This is a genomic window from Pseudomonas fluorescens (genome assembly GCF_002837185.1).
In the GTDB taxonomy this organism is placed as follows: domain Bacteria; phylum Pseudomonadota; class Gammaproteobacteria; order Pseudomonadales; family Pseudomonadaceae; genus Aquipseudomonas; species Aquipseudomonas fluorescens_AM.
The window spans coordinates 37486-62150 of record NZ_KZ478011.1; the positions used below are offsets into that span (position 1 = coordinate 37486).

At 61.4% G+C, this 24665-nt stretch carries 24 protein-coding genes; 11 read left to right on the forward strand and 13 right to left on the reverse strand.

What is annotated here, in order from left to right; all coding sequences use genetic code 11:
- Window positions 1-89: 89 nt before the first annotated feature.
- Window positions 90-2885: a DNA polymerase I gene (gene polA / locus CIB54_RS20910; RefSeq protein WP_101220824.1), complete on the reverse strand. Its 2796-nt coding sequence runs from the start codon at window positions 2883-2885 to the stop codon at window positions 90-92.
- 74 nt (window positions 2886-2959) lie between these two features.
- On the opposite strand from polA, the gene CIB54_RS20915 reads away from it, so the two are divergent.
- Both CIB54_RS20915 and CIB54_RS20920 read left to right on the forward strand, forming a co-directional pair.
- Window positions 2960-3250 (forward strand): DUF2782 domain-containing protein, encoded by a 291-nt coding sequence (locus CIB54_RS20915; protein WP_057725690.1) that lies wholly within the window; start codon window positions 2960-2962, stop codon window positions 3248-3250.
- 56 nt (window positions 3251-3306) lie between these two features.
- A complete protein-coding gene (locus CIB54_RS20920) occupies window positions 3307-4260 on the forward strand; it encodes a homoserine kinase (RefSeq protein WP_101220825.1) in 954 nt (317 codons plus the stop codon).
- Window positions 4261-4373: 113 nt separating this feature from the next.
- Here the strand turns inward: CIB54_RS20920 and CIB54_RS20925 are convergent, their stop codons facing one another.
- Entirely contained in the window at window positions 4374-5303 is a 930-nt protein-coding gene (locus tag CIB54_RS20925; RefSeq protein ID WP_101220826.1) for a zinc ABC transporter substrate-binding protein, read from the reverse strand.
- Between the two features lie 58 nt (window positions 5304-5361).
- On the opposite strand from CIB54_RS20925, the gene CIB54_RS20930 reads away from it, so the two are divergent.
- From CIB54_RS20930 to CIB54_RS20945, 4 genes are read left to right on the forward strand one after another with little or no spacing between them, the layout of a single operon-like run.
- Entirely contained in the window at window positions 5362-5844 is a 483-nt protein-coding gene (locus CIB54_RS20930) for a Fur family transcriptional regulator (protein ID WP_101220827.1), read from the forward strand.
- A complete protein-coding gene (znuC, locus tag CIB54_RS20935) occupies window positions 5844-6623 on the forward strand; it encodes a zinc ABC transporter ATP-binding protein ZnuC (protein WP_065953397.1) in 780 nt (259 codons plus the stop codon). Before CIB54_RS20930 ends, znuC begins: the two co-directional genes overlap by 1 nt.
- On the forward strand, window positions 6616-7404 hold the full coding sequence (znuB, locus tag CIB54_RS20940) for a zinc ABC transporter permease subunit ZnuB (protein WP_065953396.1): 789 nt from the start codon (window positions 6616-6618) through the stop codon (window positions 7402-7404). The genes znuC and znuB overlap by 8 nt, the downstream gene beginning before the upstream one ends.
- A gap of 37 nt (window positions 7405-7441) precedes the next feature.
- Complete coding sequence (locus CIB54_RS20945; protein WP_065953395.1) at window positions 7442-8161, forward strand: PA5502 family lipoprotein; 720 nt, start codon at window positions 7442-7444, stop codon at window positions 8159-8161.
- A gap of 100 nt (window positions 8162-8261) precedes the next feature.
- On the opposite strand, the gene katE is transcribed toward CIB54_RS20945, so the two are convergent.
- Complete coding sequence (gene katE, locus CIB54_RS20950) at window positions 8262-10403, reverse strand: catalase HPII (protein ID WP_101220828.1); 2142 nt, start codon at window positions 10401-10403, stop codon at window positions 8262-8264.
- A gap of 265 nt (window positions 10404-10668) precedes the next feature.
- On the opposite strand from katE, the gene CIB54_RS20955 reads away from it, so the two are divergent.
- Genes CIB54_RS20955 through CIB54_RS20965 form a run of 3 tightly spaced genes read left to right on the forward strand, consistent with a single transcriptional unit; the run spans window position 10669 to window position 13190 of the window.
- Complete coding sequence (locus tag CIB54_RS20955) at window positions 10669-11676, forward strand: methionine ABC transporter ATP-binding protein (RefSeq protein ID WP_101220829.1); 1008 nt, start codon at window positions 10669-10671, stop codon at window positions 11674-11676.
- A complete protein-coding gene (locus CIB54_RS20960) occupies window positions 11676-12368 on the forward strand; it encodes a methionine ABC transporter permease (protein WP_038851116.1) in 693 nt (230 codons plus the stop codon). Before CIB54_RS20955 ends, CIB54_RS20960 begins: the two co-directional genes overlap by 1 nt.
- A 51-nt stretch (window positions 12369-12419) precedes the next feature.
- Window positions 12420-13190, forward strand: a complete 771-nt coding sequence (locus CIB54_RS20965; protein WP_065895277.1) for a MetQ/NlpA family ABC transporter substrate-binding protein — start codon at window positions 12420-12422, stop codon at window positions 13188-13190.
- 161 nt (window positions 13191-13351) lie between these two features.
- Here CIB54_RS20965 and CIB54_RS20970 read toward each other — a convergent pair whose 3' ends face one another.
- The 5 genes from CIB54_RS20970 to CIB54_RS20990 are packed head-to-tail and all read right to left on the reverse strand — an operon-like array spanning window position 13352 to window position 17275.
- Entirely contained in the window at window positions 13352-13987 is a 636-nt protein-coding gene (locus CIB54_RS20970) for an SCO family protein (RefSeq protein WP_065953392.1), read from the reverse strand.
- Window positions 13984-14883 (reverse strand): heme o synthase, encoded by a 900-nt coding sequence (gene cyoE / locus CIB54_RS20975; protein WP_101220830.1) that lies wholly within the window; start codon window positions 14881-14883, stop codon window positions 13984-13986. Before cyoE ends, CIB54_RS20970 begins: the two co-directional genes overlap by 4 nt.
- On the reverse strand, window positions 14871-15950 hold the full coding sequence (locus CIB54_RS20980) for a COX15/CtaA family protein (RefSeq protein ID WP_101220831.1): 1080 nt from the start codon (window positions 15948-15950) through the stop codon (window positions 14871-14873). The genes cyoE and CIB54_RS20980 overlap by 13 nt, the downstream gene beginning before the upstream one ends.
- A 10-nt stretch (window positions 15951-15960) precedes the next feature.
- On the reverse strand, window positions 15961-16545 hold the full coding sequence (locus tag CIB54_RS20985; RefSeq protein ID WP_101220832.1) for a hypothetical protein: 585 nt from the start codon (window positions 16543-16545) through the stop codon (window positions 15961-15963).
- Window positions 16511-17275, reverse strand: coding sequence for an SURF1 family protein (locus tag CIB54_RS20990; RefSeq protein WP_065953389.1), 765 nt, complete (start codon window positions 17273-17275; stop codon window positions 16511-16513). Before CIB54_RS20990 ends, CIB54_RS20985 begins: the two co-directional genes overlap by 35 nt.
- Before the next feature lie 32 nt (window positions 17276-17307).
- On the opposite strand from CIB54_RS20990, the gene CIB54_RS20995 reads away from it, so the two are divergent.
- Window positions 17308-17511 carry a twin transmembrane helix small protein gene (locus CIB54_RS20995; RefSeq protein ID WP_057725706.1) on the forward strand — a complete coding sequence of 68 codons (204 nt, stop codon included), beginning with the start codon at window positions 17308-17310 and terminating at the stop codon, window positions 17509-17511.
- A gap of 6 nt (window positions 17512-17517) precedes the next feature.
- Here CIB54_RS20995 and CIB54_RS21000 read toward each other — a convergent pair whose 3' ends face one another.
- From CIB54_RS21000 to coxB, 4 genes are all read right to left on the reverse strand, one after another.
- A complete protein-coding gene (locus CIB54_RS21000) occupies window positions 17518-18405 on the reverse strand; it encodes a cytochrome c oxidase subunit 3 (protein WP_065953388.1) in 888 nt (295 codons plus the stop codon).
- A gap of 35 nt (window positions 18406-18440) precedes the next feature.
- Window positions 18441-18992 carry a cytochrome c oxidase assembly protein gene (locus CIB54_RS21005; RefSeq protein WP_101220833.1) on the reverse strand — a complete coding sequence of 184 codons (552 nt, stop codon included), beginning with the start codon at window positions 18990-18992 and terminating at the stop codon, window positions 18441-18443.
- Between the two features lie 135 nt (window positions 18993-19127).
- A complete protein-coding gene (ctaD, locus tag CIB54_RS21010) occupies window positions 19128-20714 on the reverse strand; it encodes a cytochrome c oxidase subunit I (RefSeq protein ID WP_065953386.1) in 1587 nt (528 codons plus the stop codon).
- A gap of 58 nt (window positions 20715-20772) precedes the next feature.
- Window positions 20773-21900 (reverse strand): cytochrome c oxidase subunit II, encoded by a 1128-nt coding sequence (gene coxB, locus CIB54_RS21015; RefSeq protein ID WP_065953385.1) that lies wholly within the window; start codon window positions 21898-21900, stop codon window positions 20773-20775.
- 369 nt (window positions 21901-22269) lie between these two features.
- Between coxB and CIB54_RS21020 the strand changes: the two genes are divergently transcribed.
- Window positions 22270-22917, forward strand: a complete 648-nt coding sequence (locus CIB54_RS21020; protein WP_065895268.1) for a hypothetical protein — start codon at window positions 22270-22272, stop codon at window positions 22915-22917.
- Window positions 22918-23051: 134 nt separating this feature from the next.
- On the opposite strand, the gene CIB54_RS21025 is transcribed toward CIB54_RS21020, so the two are convergent.
- Window positions 23052-24599, reverse strand: a complete 1548-nt coding sequence (locus CIB54_RS21025; protein ID WP_101220834.1) for a SulP family inorganic anion transporter — start codon at window positions 24597-24599, stop codon at window positions 23052-23054.
- Between the last annotated feature and the right edge of the window lie 66 nt (window positions 24600-24665).

The following is a 24665-nucleotide window of genomic DNA, read 5'->3' on the forward strand; positions in this document are numbered from 1 at the left end:
CAAGCTCGAAAAACACTTGGAAATAACTGACGGCGGCTTCCGATCCAAAGCGCTTCGCCATCACCCGTTGCGATGGCGAAGCCGCAGGATCAATGGGCCTCGTCCCAGTTATCGCCAACGCCCACGTCCACCACCAGGGGTACGTCCAGCTGAGCCGCAGCGCTCATGTGCTCGCGAATTCTCTCGCTGACCTCGGCGACCAGATCCTCACGGACTTCCAGTACCAGTTCGTCGTGCACCTGGAGGATGACCTTGGCATCCAGGCTCGACTCGGTCAGCCAGTTGTCCACCTTCACCATGGCTTTCTTGATGATGTCCGCTGCCGTGCCCTGCATCGGCGCGTTGATCGCGGTGCGTTCTGCCGCTGCGCGCTCCTGGGGCTTGTTGGAGTTGATGTCCGGCAAGTACAGGCGCCGCCCGAAGAAGGTTTCCACATAGCCCTGGTCCGCTGCCTGGGCACGGGTGCGCTCCATGTACTCGCGCACCCCGGGGTAGCGGGCGAAGTACACATCGATGTAGGCCTTGGCGGTCTTGGTGTCGACGCCAATGTCCTTGCCGAGCTTCTGGGCGCCCATGCCATAGATCAGGCCGAAGTTGATCGCCTTGGCGCTGCGGCGCTGGTTGGAGGTGACCTCGGTCAATTCAACCTTGAAAACCTCGGCAGCCGTGGCGGTGTGCACGTCCAGGTCGTTGCGAAAGGCATTCATCAAGCCTTCGTCCTTCGACAGGTGCGCCATGATCCGCAGTTCGATTTGCGAGTAGTCCGCCGCCAGCAGCTTGTAACCCTTGGGCGCGATAAACGCCTGGCGAATGCGTCGCCCCTCGGCCGTGCGCACCGGGATGTTCTGCAGGTTTGGATCGCTGGAAGACAGACGCCCGGTCGCCGCCACCGCCTGGTGGTAGGACGTATGAATACGCCCGGTACGCGGGTTGATCTGTTCCGGCAGGCGGTCGGTGTAGGTGCTTTTGAGCTTGCTCATGCTGCGGTACTGCATGAGTACCTTGGGCAACGGAAAATCATCCTCGGCCAGTTTGGCCAGCACTTCTTCGGCGGTGGATGCCTGCCCCTTGCCGGTCTTTTTCAGTACCGGCATGCCGAGTTTCTCGTAGAGAATCGCTCCAAGCTGCTTGGGCGAACCCAGGTTGAATTCCTCGCCGGCGATTTCAAAGGCCTGGCGCTCCAACTCGACCATCTTGTTGCCCAGCTCGATGCTCTGGATGCCCAGCAGCTCCTTGTCCACCAGGGCGCCCTGGCGCTCGATACGCGCCAGCACCGGCACCAGCGGTATTTCAATATCCGTCAGCACACTGGCCAGGCTCGGGATCGCGGTCAACTTCGCGTGCAGTTCCTGATGCAGGCGCAAGGTCACGTCGGCATCTTCGGCCGCGTAGGGCCCGGCTTGCTCCAGGGCGATCTGGTCGAAGGTCAGCTGCTTGGCGCCCCTGCCGGCGATGTCCTGGAAACTGACGGTGGCGTGGTCCAGGTACTTCTTTGCCAGGCTGTCCATGTCATGGCGGGTCGCGGTGGAGTTCAGCACGTAGGATTCGAGCATGGTATCGAAGGCGATGCCGCGCACGGTGATGCCCTGCGCCGGGTCGCCACCGATGGCGCAGTTGGCCAGGATGTTCATGTCGAACTTGGCGTGCTGGCCGACCTTGAGCTTGGCCGGATCTTCCAGCAAGGGCTTCAAGGCCAGCAGTACGGTGTCGCGGTCCAATTGCTCCGGCGCGCCCGTGTAGGCATGCGTCAGCGGGATATAGGCGGCTTCGTGGGCCTGCACCGCAAACGAAAGCCCTACCAATTGGGCCTGTTGGGCGTCGATCCCGGTGGTCTCGGTATCGAAGGCAACCAACGTCGCGTCGTTGAGTTTCTTCAGCCACAGATCGAACGTGGCCTGGTCAAGTATGGTGGTGTACACCGTCTCCATGGGCACTGCGATAACCGCCTCGGCAGGCACCTCGGCGGCAGGTGCAATTTCGTTGGCCGCCTTGAGTTCGACACGCTTGCTATCGCGCTGAATCTCGTCGTACCAGCTCTTGAACTCGAGCAGCGTGTACAACTCCAGCAACTTTTCGCGATCGGGCTCGATCAGGTGCAAGTCGTCCAGGCCGATGTCCAGGGGCACGTCGATTTTGATCGTCGCCAGCCGATAGGACAGGAACGCCATCTCCTTGTGCTCTTCCAACTTGGCCGGCAGCGTCTTGGCGCCACGAATCGGCAGGGTCGGCACAATGTCCAACTGCTCATACAGCTCTTTCAGGCCGCCATTCACCCCCACCAGCAAACCGGAGGCGGTCTTCGGACCAATGCCGGGAACGCCAGGGATGTTGTCGGAGGAGTCGCCCATCAACGCCAGATAATCGATGATCTGCTCCGGAGCGACGCCGAATTTCTCCTTTACGCCCTCGATGTCCATCGAGCTACCGGTCATGGTGTTGACCAAGGTAATGTGCCCGTCCACCAGTTGCGCCATGTCCTTGTCGCCGGTGGAGATCACCACCGGGCGGTCAGCGGCGGCGCTGCTGCGGGCCAGAGTGCCGATCACGTCATCGGCCTCGACGCCTTCGACGCACAGCAACGGGAAGCCCAGGGCGATCACGCTCTGGTGCAGGGGCTCGATCTGCAGGCGCATGTCATCGGGCATGCTCGGGCGATTGGCCTTGTAGTCGGCGAACATTTCATCGCGAAAGGTCCCGCCCTTGGCGTCGAATACCACGGCGAACGGGCTGTCCGGGTATTGCCTGCGCAGGCTCTTGAGCATGTTCAACACGCCCTTGACCGCACCGGTCGGCAGGCCTTTGGAGGTGGTCAGCGGTGGCAGCGCGTGGAAGGCGCGGTACAGATAAGAAGAACCGTCCACCAGGACGAGGGGCGCTTGGCTCATGAGCAGGATCAACCTTTTCGGCGGGTCAGGCGCTAGAATAGCCGGACCAATGAAAACAAAGGGACAAGGTTATCATGCGTACATTCAATCGCCTGCTGTTCACTGGCTTGATTGCACTTGCTCCGATGGCTGCCATGGCGGCAGACGATGCCCCGTCGGGAGATCCGGAAGTGACCATTCGCACGGAGGGCGACAAGACCATCCAGGAGTACCGTCAAAACGGCTTCCTGTACGCCATCAAGGTAACGCCAAAAGGGGCTCCACCGTATTTCCTGGTACGCGCGGATGGAACCGACGCGAACTTCATCCGTTCTGACCAGCCGGATATGCTGATCCCGTCATGGAAGATCTTCGAATGGAAATGATTCCCTAATTTCAACCGGCGCTGCCCTGAGCGGCGCCCGTAATGGCAGTTTTAACCATGTCTGTGTTCACCCCCCTGGCTCGGCCCGAGCTGGAAACCTTTCTTGCCCCTTACGGGCTCGGCCGCCTGCTTGATTTCCAGGGGATTGCCGCCGGTAGCGAAAATACCAATTTCTTTATCAGCCTGGAGCAGGGCGAGTTCGTCCTGACCCTGGTCGAGCGGGGCCCCGTGGCAGAAATGCCGTTCTTCATCGAACTGCTCGACGTGCTTCACAACGCCGACCTGCCGGTGCCGTACGCCCTGCGCACTACCGACGGTAGCGCTTTGCGCGAACTCAAGGGCAAACCTGCCTTGCTGCAACCGCGCCTGGCCGGCAAGCACATCAAGGACGCCAACGCCCAGCATTGCGCCCAGGTCGGCGACCTGCTCGGCCACCTGCACCTGGCAACCCAGGGCGACAAGGTACTGGAACGCAAGACCGATCGCGGGCTGGACTGGATGCTCAGTGAGGGTGCAAAGCTGATTTCGCACCTCAACGACGCACAACAGCGCCTGCTGCGGGACGCATTAAACGAGATAGAAGCCCACAAGGCGCAGATTCTCGCCCTGCCGCGCGCCAACGTTCATGCCGACCTGTTCCGCGACAACGCGATGTTCGAAGGCACGCACCTGACCGGCCTGATCGACTTCTACAACGCCTGCTCGGGGCCGATGCTGTATGACGTCGCCATCGCCTTGAATGACTGGTGTTCGGACGCCCATGGCGTGATTGATGGGCAACGCGCCCGCGCGCTGCTGGGCGCTTATGCGGGGTTGCGGCCGTTTACCGCCAAGGAAGCCGAGCTATGGCCGACCCTGCTGCGCGTGGCGTGCGTGCGGTTCTGGCTGTCGCGCCTGATCGCAGCCGAGTCGTTTGCCGGGCAGGATGTGCTCATCCACGATCCTGCCGAGTTCGAGCTTCGCCTGCTGCAACGCCAAAAGGTCACTGTGCATCTGCCGTTCGCGCTCTAAAAAAATGTGGGAGGGGGCTTGCCCCCCGATGACAGTGGGTCAGTCACTGATGTATTCACTGACACTCCCTCATCGGGGGCAAGCCCCCTCCCACATTTGATTTACGGCGACTGTCAGAGTGATTCAAGGCACCCGGCCAAGTCGTTGCCCAATTTCTCCAGCACCTGCTCATAACCCTGAGCAGTGGCCGGGGTGTAGCCGCCCAGCGCATCCAGCTCTGCCAATTTAACCGGCAACCCGGCAACCAATGTTTCAGCCAATCGTGGCCGCAACGGCGGCTCGCTGAACACGCAAGTCTTGCCCACTTCCTGCAACCGCGTACGCATCGCCGCCACATGCTGGGCCCCGGGCTGCACTTCGGCGGCAACGCTGAACACGCCGGCGTGCTTCAAGCCGTAAGCGTCTTCGAAGTAATCAAAGGCTTCGTGAAAGACAAAGTAAGGCTTGCCTTCAACGCCTGCCAGACGCTTTTTCAGGCGTATATCCAGCGCATCCAGGCGACCCTGGAAGGCTTTGGCGTTACTCTGATAACGCTCGGCGTTGGCCGGGTCGGCCGCACTGAGGTCAGCCGCCATCCGCGCGGCGATGACGCGCGCGTTCACCGTCGACAACCACAAATGCGCATCGACGCTGCCAGGGCGATGATCGTGATCATGCTCGTCGGCTTCGTCGGCATGGGAGTGGCTATCTTCGCCGAAACGGCGCAGTTTCATGCCTGGCAGATCCTGCACGGCCACCGTCGCAGCCGTGCGGCCCTTCAGCACACGCGGCAGGAACGTTTCCATGTCCGGCCCGATCCAGTACAGCAAGTCGACCGACTGCACGCGCCGTACGTCGGATGGGCGCAACGCAAAGTTATGCGGCGACGCACCCGGCGGCAGCAACACCTCTGGAACGGCCACCCCGTCCTGCACAGCCGCGGCGATCAGTTGCAGCGGCTTGATGCTGGTCAGCACCTTGACCTCGGCCTGAGCGGCGCCAGCCACGAACAAACTGGTGACAAATACGACAAAAACGGGAAAAAGTCGGGACACGATGACCACTCAATGGCGTAGGAACAGGTAACATAATAACGTCTCTATCAAATATCTGTCGCCGCTCATGCCTATAACACCGCTTGCCAGCCGTCCCCATGACCATTCCCACTGCGTTCACAGCGCGCTGTCGGAGGCCGACACCCTATGCGCGCAGAAGGGCTTGCGCCTGACCGCGCTGCGTCGACGCGTGCTGGAGCTGGTGTGGCAAAGCCACAAGCCGCTGGGCGCCTACGACATCCTCGGCGTCCTCAGCGAACAGGACGGCCGCCGCGCCGCGCCGCCTACGGTTTACCGTGCGCTGGATTTCCTGCTGGAAAACGGCCTGGTGCACCGCATCGCCTCGCTCAATGCCTTTGTCGGCTGTAACCACCCGGAACACGCGCATCAGGGCCAGTTCCTGATTTGCCGCGAGTGCCACGCCGCCATTGAGCTTGAACAGAAAAGCATCAGTGATGCCATCATCAAAAGCGCCGCCGAAGTCGGCTTCAGCGTCGAAGGGCAAACGGTCGAAGTGGTCGGCCTGTGCTCGGGCTGTCAGGGGGCTTGATGAGCAATGCGTTAATCCGCCTGGAGCAGGTGGGGGTCACGTTCGCCGGGCAACACGTGCTGGACAACATCGCGCTGAGCGTGGAGCCGGGGCAGATCGTTACTCTGATCGGCCCCAATGGCGCCGGCAAAACCACCCTGGTGCGCGCCGTGCTGGGCCTGCTCAAGCCCGATCGCGGCAGCGTGTGGCGCAAGCCCCGGCTGCGCGTGGGCTATATGCCGCAAAAGCTGCACGTGGACCCCACATTGCCGCTGTCGGTATTGCGTTTTCTGCGCCTGGTGCCGGGTGTCGACCGCGCCCGCGCGCAGGCGGCGCTCAAGGAGGTCGGCGCCGAACAGGTGATCGACAGCCCGGTGCAGAGCATCTCCGGCGGCGAAATGCAGCGCGTGCTGCTGGCCCGCGCCCTGTTGCGCGAGCCTGAGTTGCTGGTGCTCGATGAGCCGGTGCAAGGCGTCGACGTCGCCGGTCAAGCCGAGCTGTACAGCCTGATTACCCGTTTGCGCGACCGCCATGGCTGCGGCGTGCTGATGGTCTCCCACGACTTGCACCTGGTGATGAGCACCACCGATCAAGTGGTCTGCCTCAACCGTCACGTGTGCTGCTCCGGCCACCCCGAACAGGTCAGCGGCGATCCGGCGTTCGTCGAGCTGTTCGGTAAGAACGCCCAGAGTCTGGCGATTTATCACCACCATCACGACCACGCCCACGATCTGCATGGCGCCGTTGTCGATGACGCTTCTACCCCCCACGTTCATGGAGATAGCTGCAAGCATGGCTGATTTTCTGCTCTACGCCCTGCTGGCAGGCTTGGCTTTGGCGTTGGTAGCGGGCCCGTTGGGTTCGTTCGTGGTCTGGCGGCGCATGGCGTACTTTGGCGACACGTTGTCCCATGCGGCGTTGCTGGGCGTGGCCATGGGCTTCCTGCTGGACGTGAGCCCGACCATCGCCGTAACCGTCGGCTGCCTGCTGCTGGCGGTGTTACTGGTGACGCTGCAACAGCGCCAGCCGCTGGCGTCCGACACGCTGCTGGGCATCCTGGCGCCGAGTACCTTGTCCCTGGGCCTGGTAGTACTGAGCTTCATGCATGAAGTGCGCATCGACCTGATGGCCTATCTGTTTGGCGATCTGCTGGCGATCAGCCCTACCGACCTGGCATGGATCCTCGGCGGCAGCGCGGCGGTGCTGGTGGTGCTGGTGAGCCTGTGGCGCCCGCTGCTGGCGATCACCGTGCACGAGGAGCTTGCAACGGTCGAAGGGTTGCCCGTGCCGGCCCTGCGCCTGGCGCTGATGCTGTTGATCGCGGTGGTGATCGCTGTTGCGATGAAGATTGTCGGCGTATTGTTGATTACCTCGCTGCTGATCATTCCAGCCGCCGCCGCTCAGCGCCATGCGCGTTCGCCGGAGCAAATGGCCATCGGCGCCAGTCTGCTGGGCATGCTGGCAGTGTGTGGGGGCCTGGCGTTGTCATGGTTCAAGGACACGCCGGCCGGGCCGTCGATTGTGGTGTCGGCGGCCGCCCTGTTTCTGCTGAGTTTTGTCCTGCCCCGTCGAGGGGTGTAGACTTGCTCGCTTTTTGCGCAAATAGAGAGTCGCAGGAATGAAGCCGTTCACTTTCCGTTATCTGCTCCTTGCCGCATTTTCCCTGCTGCTGGGCGCCTGTCAAAGCACGCCGCCCGCCGCTCCCGAAGCGCCGGACCCGCGCGCTGCGGCCATCGCGCAGCTGGAGCAAAACCTGGCCAGCAGCGAATTGGCCACTGCCGAAGACCAACTCGCCACCTTGCAGTCCCAATCGCCCAACGACCCGGCGCTTGAGGCTTACCAGCGGCAATTGGCCGAAGCCTACCTGCAGCGCAGCCAGATCGTGCTGCAAAAGGGTGACGTCAACGCCGCCGCCACTGCGTTAAGCCGTGCCCGCGCGCTGATGCCCAAGGCTCCGGCCCTGACCGGTGGCGTCAACAGCGCCATCAGTCATGCGCGCAAAGCCGAGCTGGATCAGGCCGAGGCCGCCTTGAAAGCGGCCGAAGCCAAGCCCGCCGCCAAGGTCATCGACCCGGCAGCGCCGAGCACCACCGTGGCGCTGAACCTGGCGGATGTCGAAGCCATGCGCCATCAGTTGGATGCCATCGCCACCGACGTGGTGAATTACCAGTGCGACGTCAGCATCCAGGTGCCACGCACCGAGGATTACCCGTGGTTGGCCACATTGCTGACCAAACGGGTGAAGCGGATTGATTCGGGGTATGAGCTGAAGATTCACCGGCAGATTCTGAAGCACATTCCGGCGCAGGTTGTGCTGATTCCGCGTAAGACGGACTAAAAGCATCGGGGGCAAGCCCCCTCCCACATTTGAACTGTGAATACATTCAAGTGTGGGAGGGGGCTTGCCCCCGATGGCGATCTAACAAACCACCAACAAATTAAGCCGGAATCGCCTTGGATTTCGGCTCACGTTCCCACACCCGATGCTGGGCAATCGCCGCAAAGAACGTCTTGAACGCCTTGGCATCCGCGCCCACGATCAACCCCGCATCCGCCTCCAGCTTCAACAGATCGAGCAATGGCTTCACATCGCTGGCGACCGCAATGGCCTTCAGGTGCTTGTACGCTTCCAGCACGTAATGCAGCGCCACGCCGTCGCCGCTCAGGGCCTTGACCGACTCCTTGCCGCCCGGGATAAACACCGCGTCGAACGCAATGGACGGCATGCCTTCCATCGATGCATCCACCGGCAGCGACTTGCCATCGGCCGTGGTCACAGGCGCCGACGTCGGCCCGAGCAGCTTGGCATGCGCACCTTCAGCCTCCAGGGCTGCCTTGAGTGCATCAATCGCCGCACCGTCCACACCGTTCGCCGCCAGGATCGCCACTTTGCGCGTCTTGATGTCGCCCGACAGCAAATTCACCTGGCTCAAGGCTGGCGATGCCTTCAACGACGTTTCACGCACTGGCACCGTGCCTTTGGTCGGCGCCGGCAAGCCCAGGTTCTGCGCAACGCGCTTGGCCAGTTCCAGGTCGATGTTGGCCAGAATCTCATTCACCTGGCGGGCACGAATATGTTCGCGCTCGACCTTGCCCAGCTCGAAGCTGTAGGCGGCGATGATGTGCTCTTTCTCGTGATGGCTCATGCTGTTGAAGAACAGCGTGGCCTGGGAGAAGTGGTCGCCGAACGACTCACTGCGCTCACGCACCTTGTTGGCATCCACGCGTTCGTAGTAGGTCTCGAAGCCACCATCCGTAGGACCGGGAGGTGTTTCCTTCGGCCAGCCGCCATCGATGGAGTTGGGCTCATAAGCCGCACGCCCTTTGTCGATTACCGTGCGATGCTGAGCGTCGCGCTGGCCGTTGTGGAACGGCGCCACTGGGCGGTTGATCGGGATCTCATGGAAGTTTGGCCCGCCGAGACGGCTGATCTGGGTGTCCGTGTAGGAAAACAGACGACCTTGCAGCAGTGGATCGTTGGTGAAGTCGATACCCGGCACGATATGGCCCGGGCAGAACGCAACCTGCTCGACCTCGGCAAAGAAGTTGTCCGGGTTACGGTTGAGCACCATCTTGCCCAGCGGAGTGATCGGTACCAGTTCCTCCGGGATGATCTTGGTCGGGTCGAGCAGGTCGAAGTCGAACTTATGCTCGTCTTCTTCTGCAACGATCTGAACGCCCAGCTCCCACTCAGGGTAATCGCCGCTTTCGATCGACTCCCACAGGTCGCGACGGTGGTAGTCGGTGTCTTTACCGGCCAGCTTTTGCGCTTCGTCCCATACCAGCGAGCAGGTACCGACTTTCGGCCGCCAGTGAAACTTCACAAAGCTCGATTTGCCTTCGGTGTTGATCAAACGGAAGGTATGCACGCCAAAGCCCTGCATGGCACGCAGGCTTTTTGGAATGGCGCGGTCAGACATTGCCCACACCACCATATGCGCCGACTCCGGCACCAGCGAGACAAAATCCCAGAACGTATCGTGCGCCGACCCGCCGGTAGGAATCTCGTTGTGCGGTTCGGGCTTAACGGCATGCACGAAGTCGGGAAACTTGATTGCGTCCTGAATGAAGAACACCGGCATGTTGTTGCCCACCAGATCGAAGTTGCCTTCGTCGGTGAAAAACTTCACGGCGAAACCGCGCACGTCACGCACGGTGTCACCGGAACCACGCGGGCCCTGCACCGTGGAAAAACGCGCGAACACCGGCGTTTTATGCTCTGGCGTCCGTAGGAAACCAGCTTTGGTCAGCGCCGAATGGTCGCCGTAGCTCTGGAAATAGCCATGGGCGCCAGTGCCACGTGCATGCACGATGCGCTCCGGGATACGCTCATGGTCAAAGTGCGTGATCTTTTCACGCATGATGAAATCTTCCAGCAGCGACGGGCCGCGCGCGCCGACCTTCAGGGTGTTCTGGTTGTCGGAGATCTTCACGCCCTGGTTGGTGCGCAGGGCCTGACCGGTCGCATCGGAACGGAATTCTTCCAGCGCCTGCAGTTTGGCGTTGGTATTGCCTCGGTCCAGGGTATCAGTGCCCGCGAGTTCACTCTTCGGCGGGGTGGCTGGCTTCTTGGTACTCATCAGTCAAAACTCCTTAGTCAAAGTGGCCAGAGCGGTCCCCGGCTCGTTTGAGCGAAACCCCGGGCACGGCACCCGGGAGATCGAATTGCCTAAGTAGTGACTGACAGGGTTTTGGGCCGTTCCCTTTTTATGACCTTTGGTCTCGTTATTGCCAAATCGCTGGATGGATACGAAATAAATGCTAAGAAACGCTGGATGGACAGGCTAAAATGCGCGCCCGGCTAACCGCTGATCCCTTTTCCATGCGCCCCACAAGGTTCGCTACGTGATCGAGTTTCAAAACGTCCATAAAACCTACCGCGTCGCCGGTAAGGATATTCCCGCCCTGCACCCCACCAGCCTGCGCGTCGAAAACGGCCAGGTGTTTGGCCTGATTGGCCACTCGGGTGCGGGAAAAAGTACCCTGCTGCGCCTGATTAACCGCCTCGAAGAACCCAGTGGCGGGAAGATCACGGTTGATGGTGAAGAAGTCACCGCGCTGGATGCCAACGGCCTGCGCCGTTTCCGCCAGCAAGTCGGGATGATCTTCCAGCACTTCAACTTGCTGGCGTCCAAGACCGTTGCCGACAACGTGGCGCTGCCGCTGACATTGGCCGGCGAATTGTCGCGCAAGGACATCGACCTGCGTGTGGCTGAACTGCTCGCCCGCGTCGGCCTGTCGGACCACGCCAGGAAATACCCGGCGCAATTGTCCGGCGGCCAGAAACAGCGCGTCGGCATCGCCCGCGCCCTGGCCACCAAACCCAAGATCCTGCTGTGCGACGAGGCCACCAGCGCCCTCGACCCGCAGACCACCGCCTCGGTCCTGCAACTGTTGGCCGAGATCAACCGCGAACTCAAGCTGACCATCGTGTTGATCACCCATGAAATGGATGTGATTCGCCGCGTCTGCGACCAGGTGGCCGTGATGGACGCCGGCGTGATCGTCGAGCAAGGCTCGGTGGCCGACGTGTTCCTGCATCCCAAGCATCCGACCACCAAGCGCTTCGTCCAGGAGGCCGAACAGGTTGACGAAGGCGAGCAACGCGATGACTTCGCCCACGTACCGGGCCGTATAGTGCGCCTGACCTTCCAGGGGGACGCGACCTACGCGCCATTGCTGGGTACCGTCGCCCGGGAAACGGGGGTGGACTACAGCATCCTCGCCGGTCGTATCGACCGCATCAAAGACATTCCCTACGGGCAATTGACCCTCGCCGTCACCGGCGGCGACATGGACGCCGCGTTTGCGCGCTTCACCGCCGCCGACGTTCATATGGAGGTGCTGCGCTAATGGACCTGTTCCTGAATTTCTTCGCCGACATCGATTGGTCCGAAATCTGGCTCGCCACCGGCGATACCATGACCATGCTGTTCGGTTCGCTGTTCTTCACGGTCGTGCTGGGCCTGCCCATAGGTGTGCTGTTGTTCTTGACCAGCCCACGTCAGCTGTTCGAGCAGAAAGGCTTGTACGCCTTTCTGTCGCTGATCGTAAACATCCTGCGTTCGCTGCCGTTCATCATCCTGCTGATCGTGATGATTCCATTAACCAAACTGATCACTGGCATATACATGGACGAGCCCACCTCGCTGGGCGTTGCGGGCGCGATTCCGCCGCTGGTTATCGGCGCCACACCGTTCTTTGCACGCCTAGTGGAAACCGCCCTGCGTGAAGTAGACCGCGGCATCATCGAGGCCACGCAGTCGATGGGTGCCAGCACGCGCCAAATCATCACCAACGCCTTGCTGCCCGAAGCACGCCCCGGCATTTTTGCGGCAATTACCGTAACGGCGATTACACTGGTTTCCTACACGGCGATGGCCGGCGTGGTCGGTGCCGGTGGCCTGGGCGACCTGGCGATCCGTTTCGGTTACCAACGTTTCCAAGACAATGTAATGGTGGTCACCGTGGTGATGCTGGTGATCCTGGTGCAAATTCTGCAAACCGTCGGCGACAAGCTGGTGGTGCACTTTTCTCGAAAATAACGGCCATGGCCGGCCTTGTGCCGGCAGATGCCCGAACAAGGAGCTTGCTGGATGAAAAAACTACTGGTTGCTTTCGCCGCCGTTGCCGCGTTTTCCGCCCATGCCGAGACCCTCAAGGTCGCTGCTTCGCCGGTGCCGCACGCGGAAATCCTCGAATTCGTGAAACCTGCGCTGGCCAAAGAAGGCGTGGACCTGCAGGTCAAAGTCTTCACCGATTATGTGCAGCCGAACGTACAGGTGGCTGAAAAGCGCCTGGACGCCAACTTCTTCCAGCACCAGCCGTACCTGGATGAATTCAACAAGGCCAAGGGCACTCACCTGGTGAGCGTCGGCGGCGTGCACCTGGAACCGCTGGGCGCGTACTCGAGCAAATACAAAAAGCTGGCCGACCTGCCGGACGGCGCCAACGTGGTGATCCCGAACGACGCCACCAACGGCGGCCGCGCCCTGTTGCTGCTGGCCAACAATGGCCTGATCACCCTGAAGGACCCGACCAACATCCTGTCGACCATCAAGGACATCACCGGTAACACCAAGAACCTGAAATTCCGCGAACTGGAAGCCGCCACCCTGCCGCGCGTGCTGACCCAGGTCGACTTGGCGCTGATCAACACCAACTACGCGCTGGAAGCCAAGCTGGACCCGTCCAAGGACGCCTTGGTGATCGAAGGCAGCGACTCGCCTTACGTCAACATCCTGGTGACCCGCGAAGACAACAAGGATTCGGACGCCGTGAAGAAGCTGGTTGCCGCCCTGCACACGCCTGAAGTGAAGCAATTTATCGAAGAGAAGTACAAAGGCGCGATCAAGCCGGCGTTCTGATTCAAAGCGGACGCAGAGCGTGGGAACGATCTCCAACACACTGGAGATCAAAATGTGGGAGGGGGCTTGCCCCCGATAGCGGTAGGTCAGTCAACAGCTTCATCGACTGACACCCTGCTGTCGGGGGCAAGCCCCCTCCCACATTTGTTTTGTGTCGTGAGCTATTTACGCTGCAGCAGCACTGGCAATTGCGCCACCAGCTTCTGGTTGTTCAACGGCGCACGGATAAACCCGCGCTGGGTGCCATCCGGGCCGATCAGCGCCAGGTTGCCGCTGTGGTCGACGGTGTAGTTCGGCTTGCTGGTGTCTGCGGGAATGAAGGGAATGCTCACCGCATTCGAGACCTTCTGCACATCCTGCACATTCATACCGGTCAACCCCTGGAACTGCGGATCGAAATAGCCCAGGTACTGCTTGAGCTGGGCCGGGGTGTCGCGGTTCGGGTCGACGCTGACCAGGATCACCTGCAACTTGTCCACCGCCTCTTTGGGCAGTTCGCTCTTGATCTGGCGCAGCTGGGCGAGGGTGGTGGGGCAGATGTCCGGGCAGAAGGTGTAGCCGAAGAACAGCAGGCTCCATTTGCCTTGCAGCTCATTGACCAGCACCGGCTGGCCGTCCTGGTTGGTCATGCTCACCGCAGGCAACTGGCGGCTTTGCGGCAGCAGGATAATGCCGGCGTCGATCAGCGCGGTCGGATCGCCCTGGCCCTTGCCCGAGAGCACCTTGTTGACGGTCAGGCCCATGATCAATGCCACCAGGGCCACAAGAATGAAGACAGTTTTTTGAGTTCGAGTCATAGGTTCAACAGTAGGTAGTGGTCTACGAGCAGGGCGATAAACAGCAACAGCAGGTACCAGATAGAGTACTTGAAGGTGCTGACCGCCGCGTGCGGCTTGCTGCCACGGTACAGCACCCAGGCCCATTGCAGAAAGCGCCCGCCCAATACCGTCGCACAGGCCAGGTACAACAACCCGCTCATATGGATGACGTAGGGCATCAGGCTCACCGCCAGCAGGGCGAAGGTGTAGAGCAGGATATGCACCTTGGTGTAGTGCTCGCCGTGGGTGACCGGCAGCATCGGAATATCGGCCTTGGCGTACTCCTCCTTGCGATGGATGGCCAGCGCCCAGAAGTGCGGCGGCGTCCAGGCGAAGATGATCAACACCAGCAGCAGGGGCTCGGCGCTGACGTGCCCGGTCACGGCGACCCAGCCCAACAACGGCGGCGCGGCACCGGCCAGGCCACCGATGACAATGTTCTGCGGCGTCGCGCGCTTGAGAAACCCGGTGTAGATCACCGCGTAGCCCAGCAACGAAGCCAGGGTCAGCCAAGCCGCCAAGGGGTTGGTGAACGCCAGTAACAGCGCCAGGCCCGCCACCGCCAAAACCAACGCAAAGACCAGCGCCGCAACGGCCGAGACCCGCCCCTCGGCCAGTGGCCGTTTGTGAGTACGCGCCATCAGCGCATCGATGCGCCGATCCACCACATGGTTGACCGCCGCCGCAGCGCCAGCACACAAGGCAATGCCCAGGTTGCCAAACACCAGCACCGCCCACGGCACGCCGGCGCGGGTGGCGAGGAACATGCCCACCAGCGAAGTGATCAGCATCAGCACCACCACTTTCGGCTTGGTCAGCTCCAGATAGTCACGCCAGACCGCCTGGCCGTGACGCGCGCCGATCAAGGACGCCATGGCATCTCTCCTTTAAGGGTTATCAGGCCCGATGCCGGTTTGCGCGCAATGAACCGCCAGGTGATTGGCCGTGGATGGCGCACCCGAACCAGGCTGGTGCGCGCGTGATAATTGACCAGCACCAGGCTCAGCAAAAGCGCTGCGCCCCCGGCGTTGTGCGCCACCGCCACCGACAGCGGCAAGCCGAACGCCACATTGCTCAGGCCCAGGCTGATTTGCGCCGCCAGGGCGATCAGCAGCAAGCCCGCCAAGCGCGTCATGCCCACCGCGCGCAACTGCCAGGCCAGGCCCAGCAGCACCAGCGTGACCAGCACCGCACCCACGCGGTGGGTGAGATGAATGGCCGTACGCGCATCGCTGTCCAGTTGACCGCCCAGGTAATTAGGGCCGATATGCTGGGTCAGGTGAAAGCCATTGGCAAAGTCCGCCGCCGGCCACCATTGACCGTGACACGTCGGCAAATCGACACAGGCCACCGCTGCATAGTTGGCGCTGACCCAACCGCCCAAGGCAATCTGCCCGATCACCAGCACCAGCCCCGCCGTTGCCCAATATTGCAGGCGCCTGGGTATGATCAATGCAGGCAGCACGCCGGACAGACGCAGGGTCAGCAGGAACAGCAGGCTCAAGGTGGCAAAGCCGCCCAACAAGTGGCCCGTCACCACCTGCGGCCACAGCTTCAGCGTCACCGTCCACATGCCAAAGGCTGCCTGGGCGCACACCACCATCAACGCGAACAGCGGCAATTTCACCGGCTGGCCGGGGTCACGCCGGTGGCTCCACGCCCGCGCCGCCAGCAGCGCGATCAGCAAGGCGAGGGTGCCGGCAAAGTAGCGGTGGGTCATCTCGGCCCAGCCCTTGTCAGCCTCCACTGGCGTATCAGGAAAATGCAGTTCGGCATGGGCCAGTTGGGCTGCGCTTTGCGGCACGCTGATAAAGCCATAGCACCCCGGCCAGTCCGGGCAACCAAGGCCGGCATGGGTCAAGCGGGTATAGGCGCCGAGCAACACAACGATCAGCGCCAGCAAGGTGGCAAACAACGCGAGACGAAATCCAGGCTTGGCCATGACGATGCCCTTATCCGATGTTCGACAGTTTCAGCAGTAAGCGCAGGTCGTTGAGCAAGTCCTTGCCGTTGACCTTGGCGTCGTAGCGCAGCACCAGGTTGCCGTGGGGGTCAACGATCCACAGTTGCGCATCGCCAGGCGCGGCGGCGTTGCGGTTGAAGGTCGAGAGGTCCAGTGAATAGCGCTGCAATTGCGGGTATTGGGCCTTGAGCCGGGCGTCGTAGTCGTTGCCGACCGGCTGCGCACTGGCCAGCGCGTGGCTGGCGCGGGACGCGTCGCGACCCAGGCCGATCTGCAGCTGGCGCGCCAGATACACAAGTTGCCGGCAATCGGCGGCGCAGCTGGCTGGCGCGGTGACCAGCAGCTGCCAGCGCCCTTCATCGGCCTGCACGCCGATATCGGCGCGGGTCTGGCCGTTACCGATCAGCTCACCGTGATAACTGCGACTGTCCGGCACCCAGAATTGCAGTTTGTACATGAAGGTCGCCAGCACCATCGGGCCCACCACCATCAGCAGGATCAGGATCAACTGCCAGCGACCTTTACGCCGGTCAGGCGCTTCAGACACGTTGAGTGGATTCATGGCGGCTCCCATGGTGCTTCTCCTTTGCGTTGTGCCATCCGAGGTAGAGGTAGAGCGCCAGCAGCGCCAGCGACATGGCAAACCACTGCACCGCATACCCCAGGTGTTTTTCCGGCCCCATGGCGACCACAGGCCAGTGGGTGTCGTACGTGCCGGGCCCGGCTTCGGCGCGCAGTTCAAAAGCGAATCCGCTGCGGCCCAACTCGGCCCACAGGGCGACGGGGTGCAACGCGGTCAACAGGCGCGGCCATTGCGCGGTCGCGGGGTCGACATGCAACTGGAAGGTCTCGCCGGGAGCGACATACACCCAGGCCACCAGATTCACCGGCTGATCCGGCGTGGTGAACGCCGGTGGCGTGCGGCGGTCCGGCCAGGGCAGCCAGCCGCGATTGAGCAACACCCAACGACCGCTGGCCTGGTCGTGAAAGGGTTGCAGCAACTCGACACCGGCCTTGCCATCGCGCATACGGTTGTCGAGCAACACACTGTGGTCAGCATCGAAGCTGCCACGCAGATGAACCCGGCGAAAGGCTGGATCAGCGCTTGTCCCAAGCTGCTCGCTGCCAATAGGCTGCGCCGCGCGCCGCTCTGCGTAGGTGTCGACCCACTGCTGTTTTTCCTGACCGCGCGACAGTTGCCAGAACCCCAGGCCAATCATCAACGGCAGCAGCATCAGCACCACCAACGTCGGCGCGATGCCGGGCCTGAAGCGCTGCCGGGCACTGGCTATACTGGATTTCATTGCCCCCTCCCCGTATGGCCCGGAGCCAGACCATGCTCAAAGCACTGATTGCCCTGATGCTCATCGCGACCGTTGCGAGCCTGTTCAGTGGCTTGTTCTTTCTGGTCAAGGACGAAGGTCGTTCCAACCGCCTCGTCACTGCCCTGACCGTACGTGTGGTGTTGGCCGCAATCACCGTGGGGCTGATCGCCTGGGGCTTTTTCAGCGGCCAGTTGGTCTCGCATGCGCCGTGGTAGAACGGCTCACAGCACATACACAAAGAAAAACAGCCCAATCCACACCACATCCACGAAGTGCCAATACCAACTGGCCGCTTCGAAACCGAACTGGTGTTCGGCATTGAAATGCCCCTTCAGGATGCGCATCAGCATCACGAACAGAATGATCGTGCCGATGGTCACGTGGGCGCCGTGAAACCCGGTGAGCATGAAGAAGGTCGCGCCGTACACGCCCGAGCCCAGTGTCAGGCCCAACTCTTTATAGGCGTGGATGTACTCCTCGGCCTGAAACCCGAGAAACGCCAGGCCCAGCAGTACGGTGAGCGCCAGCCAGATCTTCAGCGCGCCGCGATGCCCTTTGCGCAGGGCATGGTGAGCAATGGTGATGGTCACGCTGGAGCTCACCAGCAGGAGGGTGTTGAGCAGCGGCAGGCCCCACGGACTGATGGTGCCTTTGGGCGCCGGGTACAGCGTGGGGTCCGGGTTGTTCAGCAATGGCCAGGCGAACTCGAAATTCGGCCACAACATGTGTGCGATGCCCTTGGGGCCTTCACCCCCCAACCATGGCCCCGACCAGGTGCGCACGTAAAACAGCGCGCCGAAGAACGCGATGAAGAACATCACTTCGGAAAAGATGAACCAGCTCATGCCCCAGCGAAACGAACGGTCCATTTGCGCGCTGTACAAACCGGCGCGACTCTCCTTGATCACTGCGCCGAACCAGCCGAACAGCATGTACGCCAGCAACAGGCCGCCAACGAAAAAGATCCACGGACCGTGGGATTCCGGGCGCAAAGCCTTGAGATCGTTGAACCACACGGCCAGTCCATACACAGTCACCAACAGGCCAATCGTGGCAATTATCGGCCATTTGCTTTGCGCCGGTACGTAGTACGTATCATGAGTCGACATGTATTCGCTCTCCTGATTGAGCGGGCAAACAGTAGCTAGCCGCCGCTGCGGGCCGCCCCGGGCGGCTGGCGCGCGGTGATATCAAACAGCGTGTAGGCCAGGGTCAAATGCTTCACATCCTTGGGCATCGCACGATCGACGATAAAGCGCACCGGCATCTCGATACGTTCGCCTGGCTGCAGCACTTGCTGGGTGAAGCAAAAACACTCGGTCTTGTGGAAGTACATCGCCGCTTCGGCCGGGGAAATGCTGGGCACTGCCTGGGCGGTCATCGGTTTGTCGGTGGGGTTGTAGGCCACAAATAGCATCTCGGTCACAGCGCCCGGATTGACCACGACTTCGTCGGCCTTGGCATGGAAATCCCAGACCATATCGATGGCGTTGGTGGACAAAAACTGCACCCGCACCTGGCGCGACGGGTCGACGACCTGCTCGCCCTCGTATTGCCCGCCAGTCTTGCCATTGATGCCGAACGCCTTGCACATCACGTCGTAAATCGGCACCAGGGCGAAGCCAAAGGCGAACATCGCCAGCACCAGAATGAGCAGGCGCGTGACCAGGCGCTTGATCGGTACGGCGTCAGCCATGACACCCACCCAAAGCGGACACAATCAATGCGGGAGGGGGCTTGCCGCCGATGGCGGTGTACCAGTCGACACTATCATTGGCTGTGAGATAGCTATCGGGGGCAAGCCCCCTCCCACAGGGGAGCACGAGCGTACTCATTTGACCTCCGGCGGCGTAGTGAAGGTGTGGTACGGCGCGGGCGAGGGCACGCTCCATTCCAGCCCTTCGGCGCCATCCCACGGCTTGGCCGGTGCAGGCGGGCCGCCGCGGATGCACTTGATCACGATAAACAGGAAGAAAATCTGCGTGGCGCCGAACATGAAGGCGCCAATCGAGGACACCATGTTGAAGTCGGCGAACTGCAGGTTGTAGTCCGGCACCCGACGCGGCATACCGGCCAGGCCCACGAAGTGCATCGGGAAGAACGCCATGTTCATGCCCACGAAGGACAGCCAGAAGTGCAGCTTGCCGAGGGTTTCGTCATACATGTGGCCGGTCCATTTCGGCAGCCAATAGTAGGCCGAAGCGAAGATGCCGAAGATCGCGCCGGGCACCAGTACGTAATGGAAATGCGCCACCACAAAGTAGGTGTCGTGGTACTGGAAGTCCGCCGGCGCAATCGCCAGCATCAGCCCGGAAAAGCCGCCGATGGTGAACAGGATCACGAAAGCCACCGCAAACAGCATCGGCGTCTCGAAGGTGAGCGACCCCTGCCACATGGTGCTGACCCAGTTGAACACCTTGACCCCGGTAGGCACCGCAATCAGCAGGGTGGCGTACATGAAGAACAGTTCGCCCACCAACGGAATGCCGACCACGAACATGTGGTGCGCCCACACGATGAACGACAGGAACGCAATGCTGGCCGTGGCGTAGACCATCGAGGTGTAGCCAAACAACGGCTTGCGCGAGAAGGTCGGGATGATCGAGCTGACGGCGCCAAAGGCCGGCAGGATCATGATGTACACCTCGGGGTGGCCGAAGAACCAGAACACATGCTGGAACAGCACCGGATCACCACCGCCCGCCGCACTGAAAAAGCTGGTGCCGAAGTGGATGTCCATCAGCATCATGGTCACGCAACCGGCCAGCACCGGCATCACCGCAATCAGCAGGAACGCGGTGATCAGCCAGGTCCACACGAACAGCGGCATTTTCATCAGGGTCATGCCCGGTGCGCGCAAGTTGAGGATGGTCGCGACCACGTTGATCGCGCCCATGATCGAACTGATGCCCATCAGGTGAATGGCGAAGATGAAGAACGTCACGCTTTCCGGCGCATAGGTGGTGGAGAGCGGGGCATAGAAGGTCCAGCCGAAGTTCGGCCCGCCGCCAGGGCTGAACAGGGTCGACACCAGCAGCAGGAACGCCGCCGGCAGCAGCCAGAAGCTGAAGTTGTTCATGCGCGGCAGGGCCATGTCCGGCGCGCCGATCATCAGCGGGATCATCCAGTTGGCCAGGCCGACAAAGGCCGGCATCACGGCGCCGAACACCATGATCAGGCCGTGCATGGTGGTCATCTGATTGAAGAACGCCGGCTCCACGATCTGCAGGCCGGGCTGGAACAGTTCGGCACGAATCACCATGGCGAACGAACCGCCCAGCAGGAACATGGTAAAAGCGAACCACAGGTACATCGTACCGATGTCCTTGTGATTAGTGGTCAGCACCCAGCGCATCAACCCTTTCGCGGGGCCGTGGGCGTGGTCGGCGTGACCCTGGTCATCGATCACAGTGCTCATGGCCGTTCTCCTGCAAGCGAGTAAGCGGGGCGATTCAGGGCATTGGCAATGAAGGTAGTCATTTGCTCTCCGCCTGTTTCAGGGCCAGCACGTCTTTGGGCGTGACCATGTCGCCTTTGTTATTGCCCCAGGCATTGCGCTCGTAGGTCACGACAGCGGCGATATCGACTTCCGACAGTTGCTTGCCGAAAGCGGCCATCGCGGTGCCGGGCTTGCCGTGATAGACAATGTTCAGGTGGTCGGCAGCGGGGCCGGTGGCGATTTTCGAACCCTTGAGCGCCGGGAACATCGGCGGCAGGCCCTGGCCTTCGGCCTGGTGACAGGCCACGCAGGTGGTGTGGTAGACCTTGTCGCCGCGCGCGACCAACTCATCCAGCGTCCACTCCTTGGAGGTCAGTTCCTTGAGCTTGGCCGCCTCTTGTTTGCGCTCACCGAGCCAGGTGTCGTAGTCAGCCTTGGATTTGACTTCGACCACAATGGGCATGAAGCCGTGGTCCTTGCCGCACAACTCGGCGCACTGGCCGCGATAGATGCCGGGCTTCTCGACACGGGTCCAGGCTTCGTTGACGAAACCGGGGATAGCGTCGCGCTTGACCGCAAAGGCCGGCACCCACCATGAGTGAATCACGTCGGCGGCGGTCACCAGAAAGCGCACCTTGGCGCCCACCGGCAACACCAGCGGCTGGTCGACTTCCAACAGGTAATGTTCGCCCTTGGTGGCCTGGTTATGGATCTGCTCGGCGGGCGTGGCCAGGTTGCTGAAGAACTCCACGTCCTGGCCCAGGTATTTGTAATGCCACTTCCACTGATAACCGGTGACCTGGATATCGATATCCGACTCACTGCTGTCGTAGATGTTGATCAGGGTCTTGGTCGCTGGAATGGCCATGGCCACCAGAATCAGCAAGGGCACCACGGTCCAGAGAATTTCCACGGTGGTGCTCTCATGGAATTTGGCCGCTACCTGGCCCGTGGATCGGCGGTGCAGGATCATCGACCAGAACATCGCGCCAAACACGACAATGCCGATCACCACACAAATCCAGAAAATGGTCATGTGCAGGTCAAACACAGCGTGACTGACTTCAGTAGCCCCTGGCGCCATATTCGTTGTCCAGGCCGCGTGGGCCTGGCCGAATACCGACCACAACAGTAAGCCCATCCAAACGTGTGGATGTCGCGTCATTGCGGGTTCCCCTTTATGTTTCTTGTTATCCCGCCGGTTTGCACCTGCGGCCAAGGGAGCGGCTTCCAGACTGCTTACAACCGCCAAGCCTTGCCTGCGTCTGCAGTTGGGCGTCATCAGCTAATTGCGTACAAATCCGAGTATAGACAGCCGCAGCGACCCCGCAATGTGTAGGGGCAAATGAGTGGAAACAGACGGACGGGGCCCAATAGAATAGGCGGCGGAATCGTTTATCCGACGAAGCATGGCATTTCGATATAACGTCTACGTATATCCATGAAATAATTATGACAAATGCGTCTTAGGCGCTCGTATAAACGAGCTACCTTATCCTCTCCCTTTTCCTACACCTGCATGACTGGAGCCTTCATGAACACCGCCGCATTGCGCGAGCAGATTTCCCGTGCCCATCAACACGAAGCAACGACGGGCCAGCTTGCCCGGCAACTGGAAAAACAATTGCCGCACCTGCATTCGGCCATTTCCCTGGCTGACGGTGATCGCAACATTGTCATGACCCGCTTTGTTACCGCCTACATCGACCTTGTCCCCGAGTTGCTCGACGCCGCCAATGACGTGGCTCGCGAAGCCGGGATCGAAAGCCAGATCAAGCCCGTGCTGAAGATTGCCGAGCATTTCTTCCTGCAGCCACCGGCGATTCTGGCTGGCCACGAAGGCCTGGACGGTCTGCTGGACGAGGCCTACCTGGCCCATCGGCTGGTGGAGGAAGTCAACGATCTGTATATCAAGCATTTCGGCCAGCCATTGATTCCGGCCGACACCACGGTTGCCAACCTGATTGCCCATCAATTGATTGGTGAAGGTTTCGCCAACCAGCTGGATGAAGCAGTGCACCTGGCGGTGGATGAGATGCTTAACGAGGAGAGCTTTGCGCTGGAGTCGGTCGAGGCTTATCGCGAAACGCTCAAAAGCCCGAACACAGAAGCCGCATGGAAGCGCTGGCCATGCCTGTCGCGCCAGCTGGGCGTTGAGCTGGCGCTGGATCAGCCGGCGTAATCTTCGGCTACGACGATCAAATGTGGGAGGGGGCTTGCCCCCGATTGCGGTGTGTCAGCCAACGAGATTTTGACTGGTCCACCGCTATCGGGGGCAAGCCCCCTCCCACATTTTTGATCCGGTTTCGTCAGGTATCAGGTAGTAGACGGCGCCGAGCCAATCCCCACCGTCGTTCGCACCCGACCTTCCAACCGACGCTTCAAGCCACGCGCTTCGATCACCAGCTTCGAGCCCTTGGCTGCATTGGCCCGCCCCCATTCCTCCAGCAACTCCAGGCAGGAATGGTCGATATAACTCAGGTTATTGAGCGGCACATGCACGGTGGTTCCGGTCGGCACGGTCGACAGCACCTGCGTCAACGCCGGTACTTTGAGGAACGTCGCCGCTCCGGTCAGGCGCAACTCCATCTCACCGTCCTGAGGCAAATCGATCAGGCTGATTTTCAGCCGTGATGCCTTGAAGGCCAGCTTGACCAGCGTCAGCCCGAAGCCCACCAGTACGCCCGTCAGCAGGTCGGTGAAGATGATCGCCAACGCCGTGGCTGCATAGGTGAACATCGGCATCCGGCCATAACGTCCCAAGGCCTTGAACGCCTTCACGTCCACCAGCTTGATCCCGGTATACACCAGCACGCCCGCCAGGCTCGCCACCGGGATGCTTTGCAGCACACTCGACAGCAACAGCACGAAGCCCAGCAACCACACGCCATGGAACATCGCCGACAACCGCGTGGTGGCGCCCGCCTGGACGTTGGCCGAACTGCGCACAATCACGCCGGTCATCGGCAAGGCACCGACCAATCCGCACAGCATGTTGCCCACGCCCTGGGCGGACAATTCCTTATCGAAATCCGAGCGCTGCCCACTGTGCATGCGGTCGACCGCTGCGGCGGACAGCAGCGTTTCGGCACTGGCGATAAACGCGACGGCGAATGCGGCGATCAGCAGTTGCGGGTCAGCCAGGTTGAGCAGGTCGCTGGGGCGCAGCCAATCGATGGCATCGGACAGGTTCTCCGGTACCTCCACACGCTTGACCTGCAGGGCCAGCACCAGGCTGGTCACCGTCGCCAGGCCTACGCCCAGAAGGGCACCTGGCACAAAGCGTAACTTCTGCGGCCGGAATTTATCCCACAGGTACATCACCAGCATGGTCGACACACCAAGCAAGCCCGCCTGCCAGCCGAGCCCGCCGCCGAGGGTGGGAATCGCTTCGACCAAGGCGGCCGGAAAGCCCGCCAGGTTATCCAGCCCCGACGGTTTGGGCGCACCGTCGAGCATTACATGGATCTGCGACAGCACGATCAATACGCCGATCCCCGCCAGCATGCCGTATACCACCGCCGGCGCCGTCACGCGGAACCAGCAGCCCAGGCGTAGACGCCCGGCCACCAATTGCAGGAAACCCGCCAGCAGCAGGATAGGTCCCAGCATCATCATGCCGTGCTGGCGCACCAACTCGAACACCAACACCGCCAAGCCCGCTGCCGGGCCACTGACTTGCAGCGGAGAGCCCGCCAACCAACCCACCACCAGACCACCGATGATACCGGTGATCAAGCCCTTGGCCGGCGGCATGCCGGACGCGATTGCGATCCCCATGCACAAGGGCAGGGCGACCAGAAACACCACCACGGAGGCGAGCAGCTCCCGCGGCAAAACAGCTTTCAATTGAGCAGCACGCATGATGACTCTCCCGAGGCATTCGCCGGGCGCGGTAAAGCCTGGCTGCATCCATGGCAGCCACCGCAT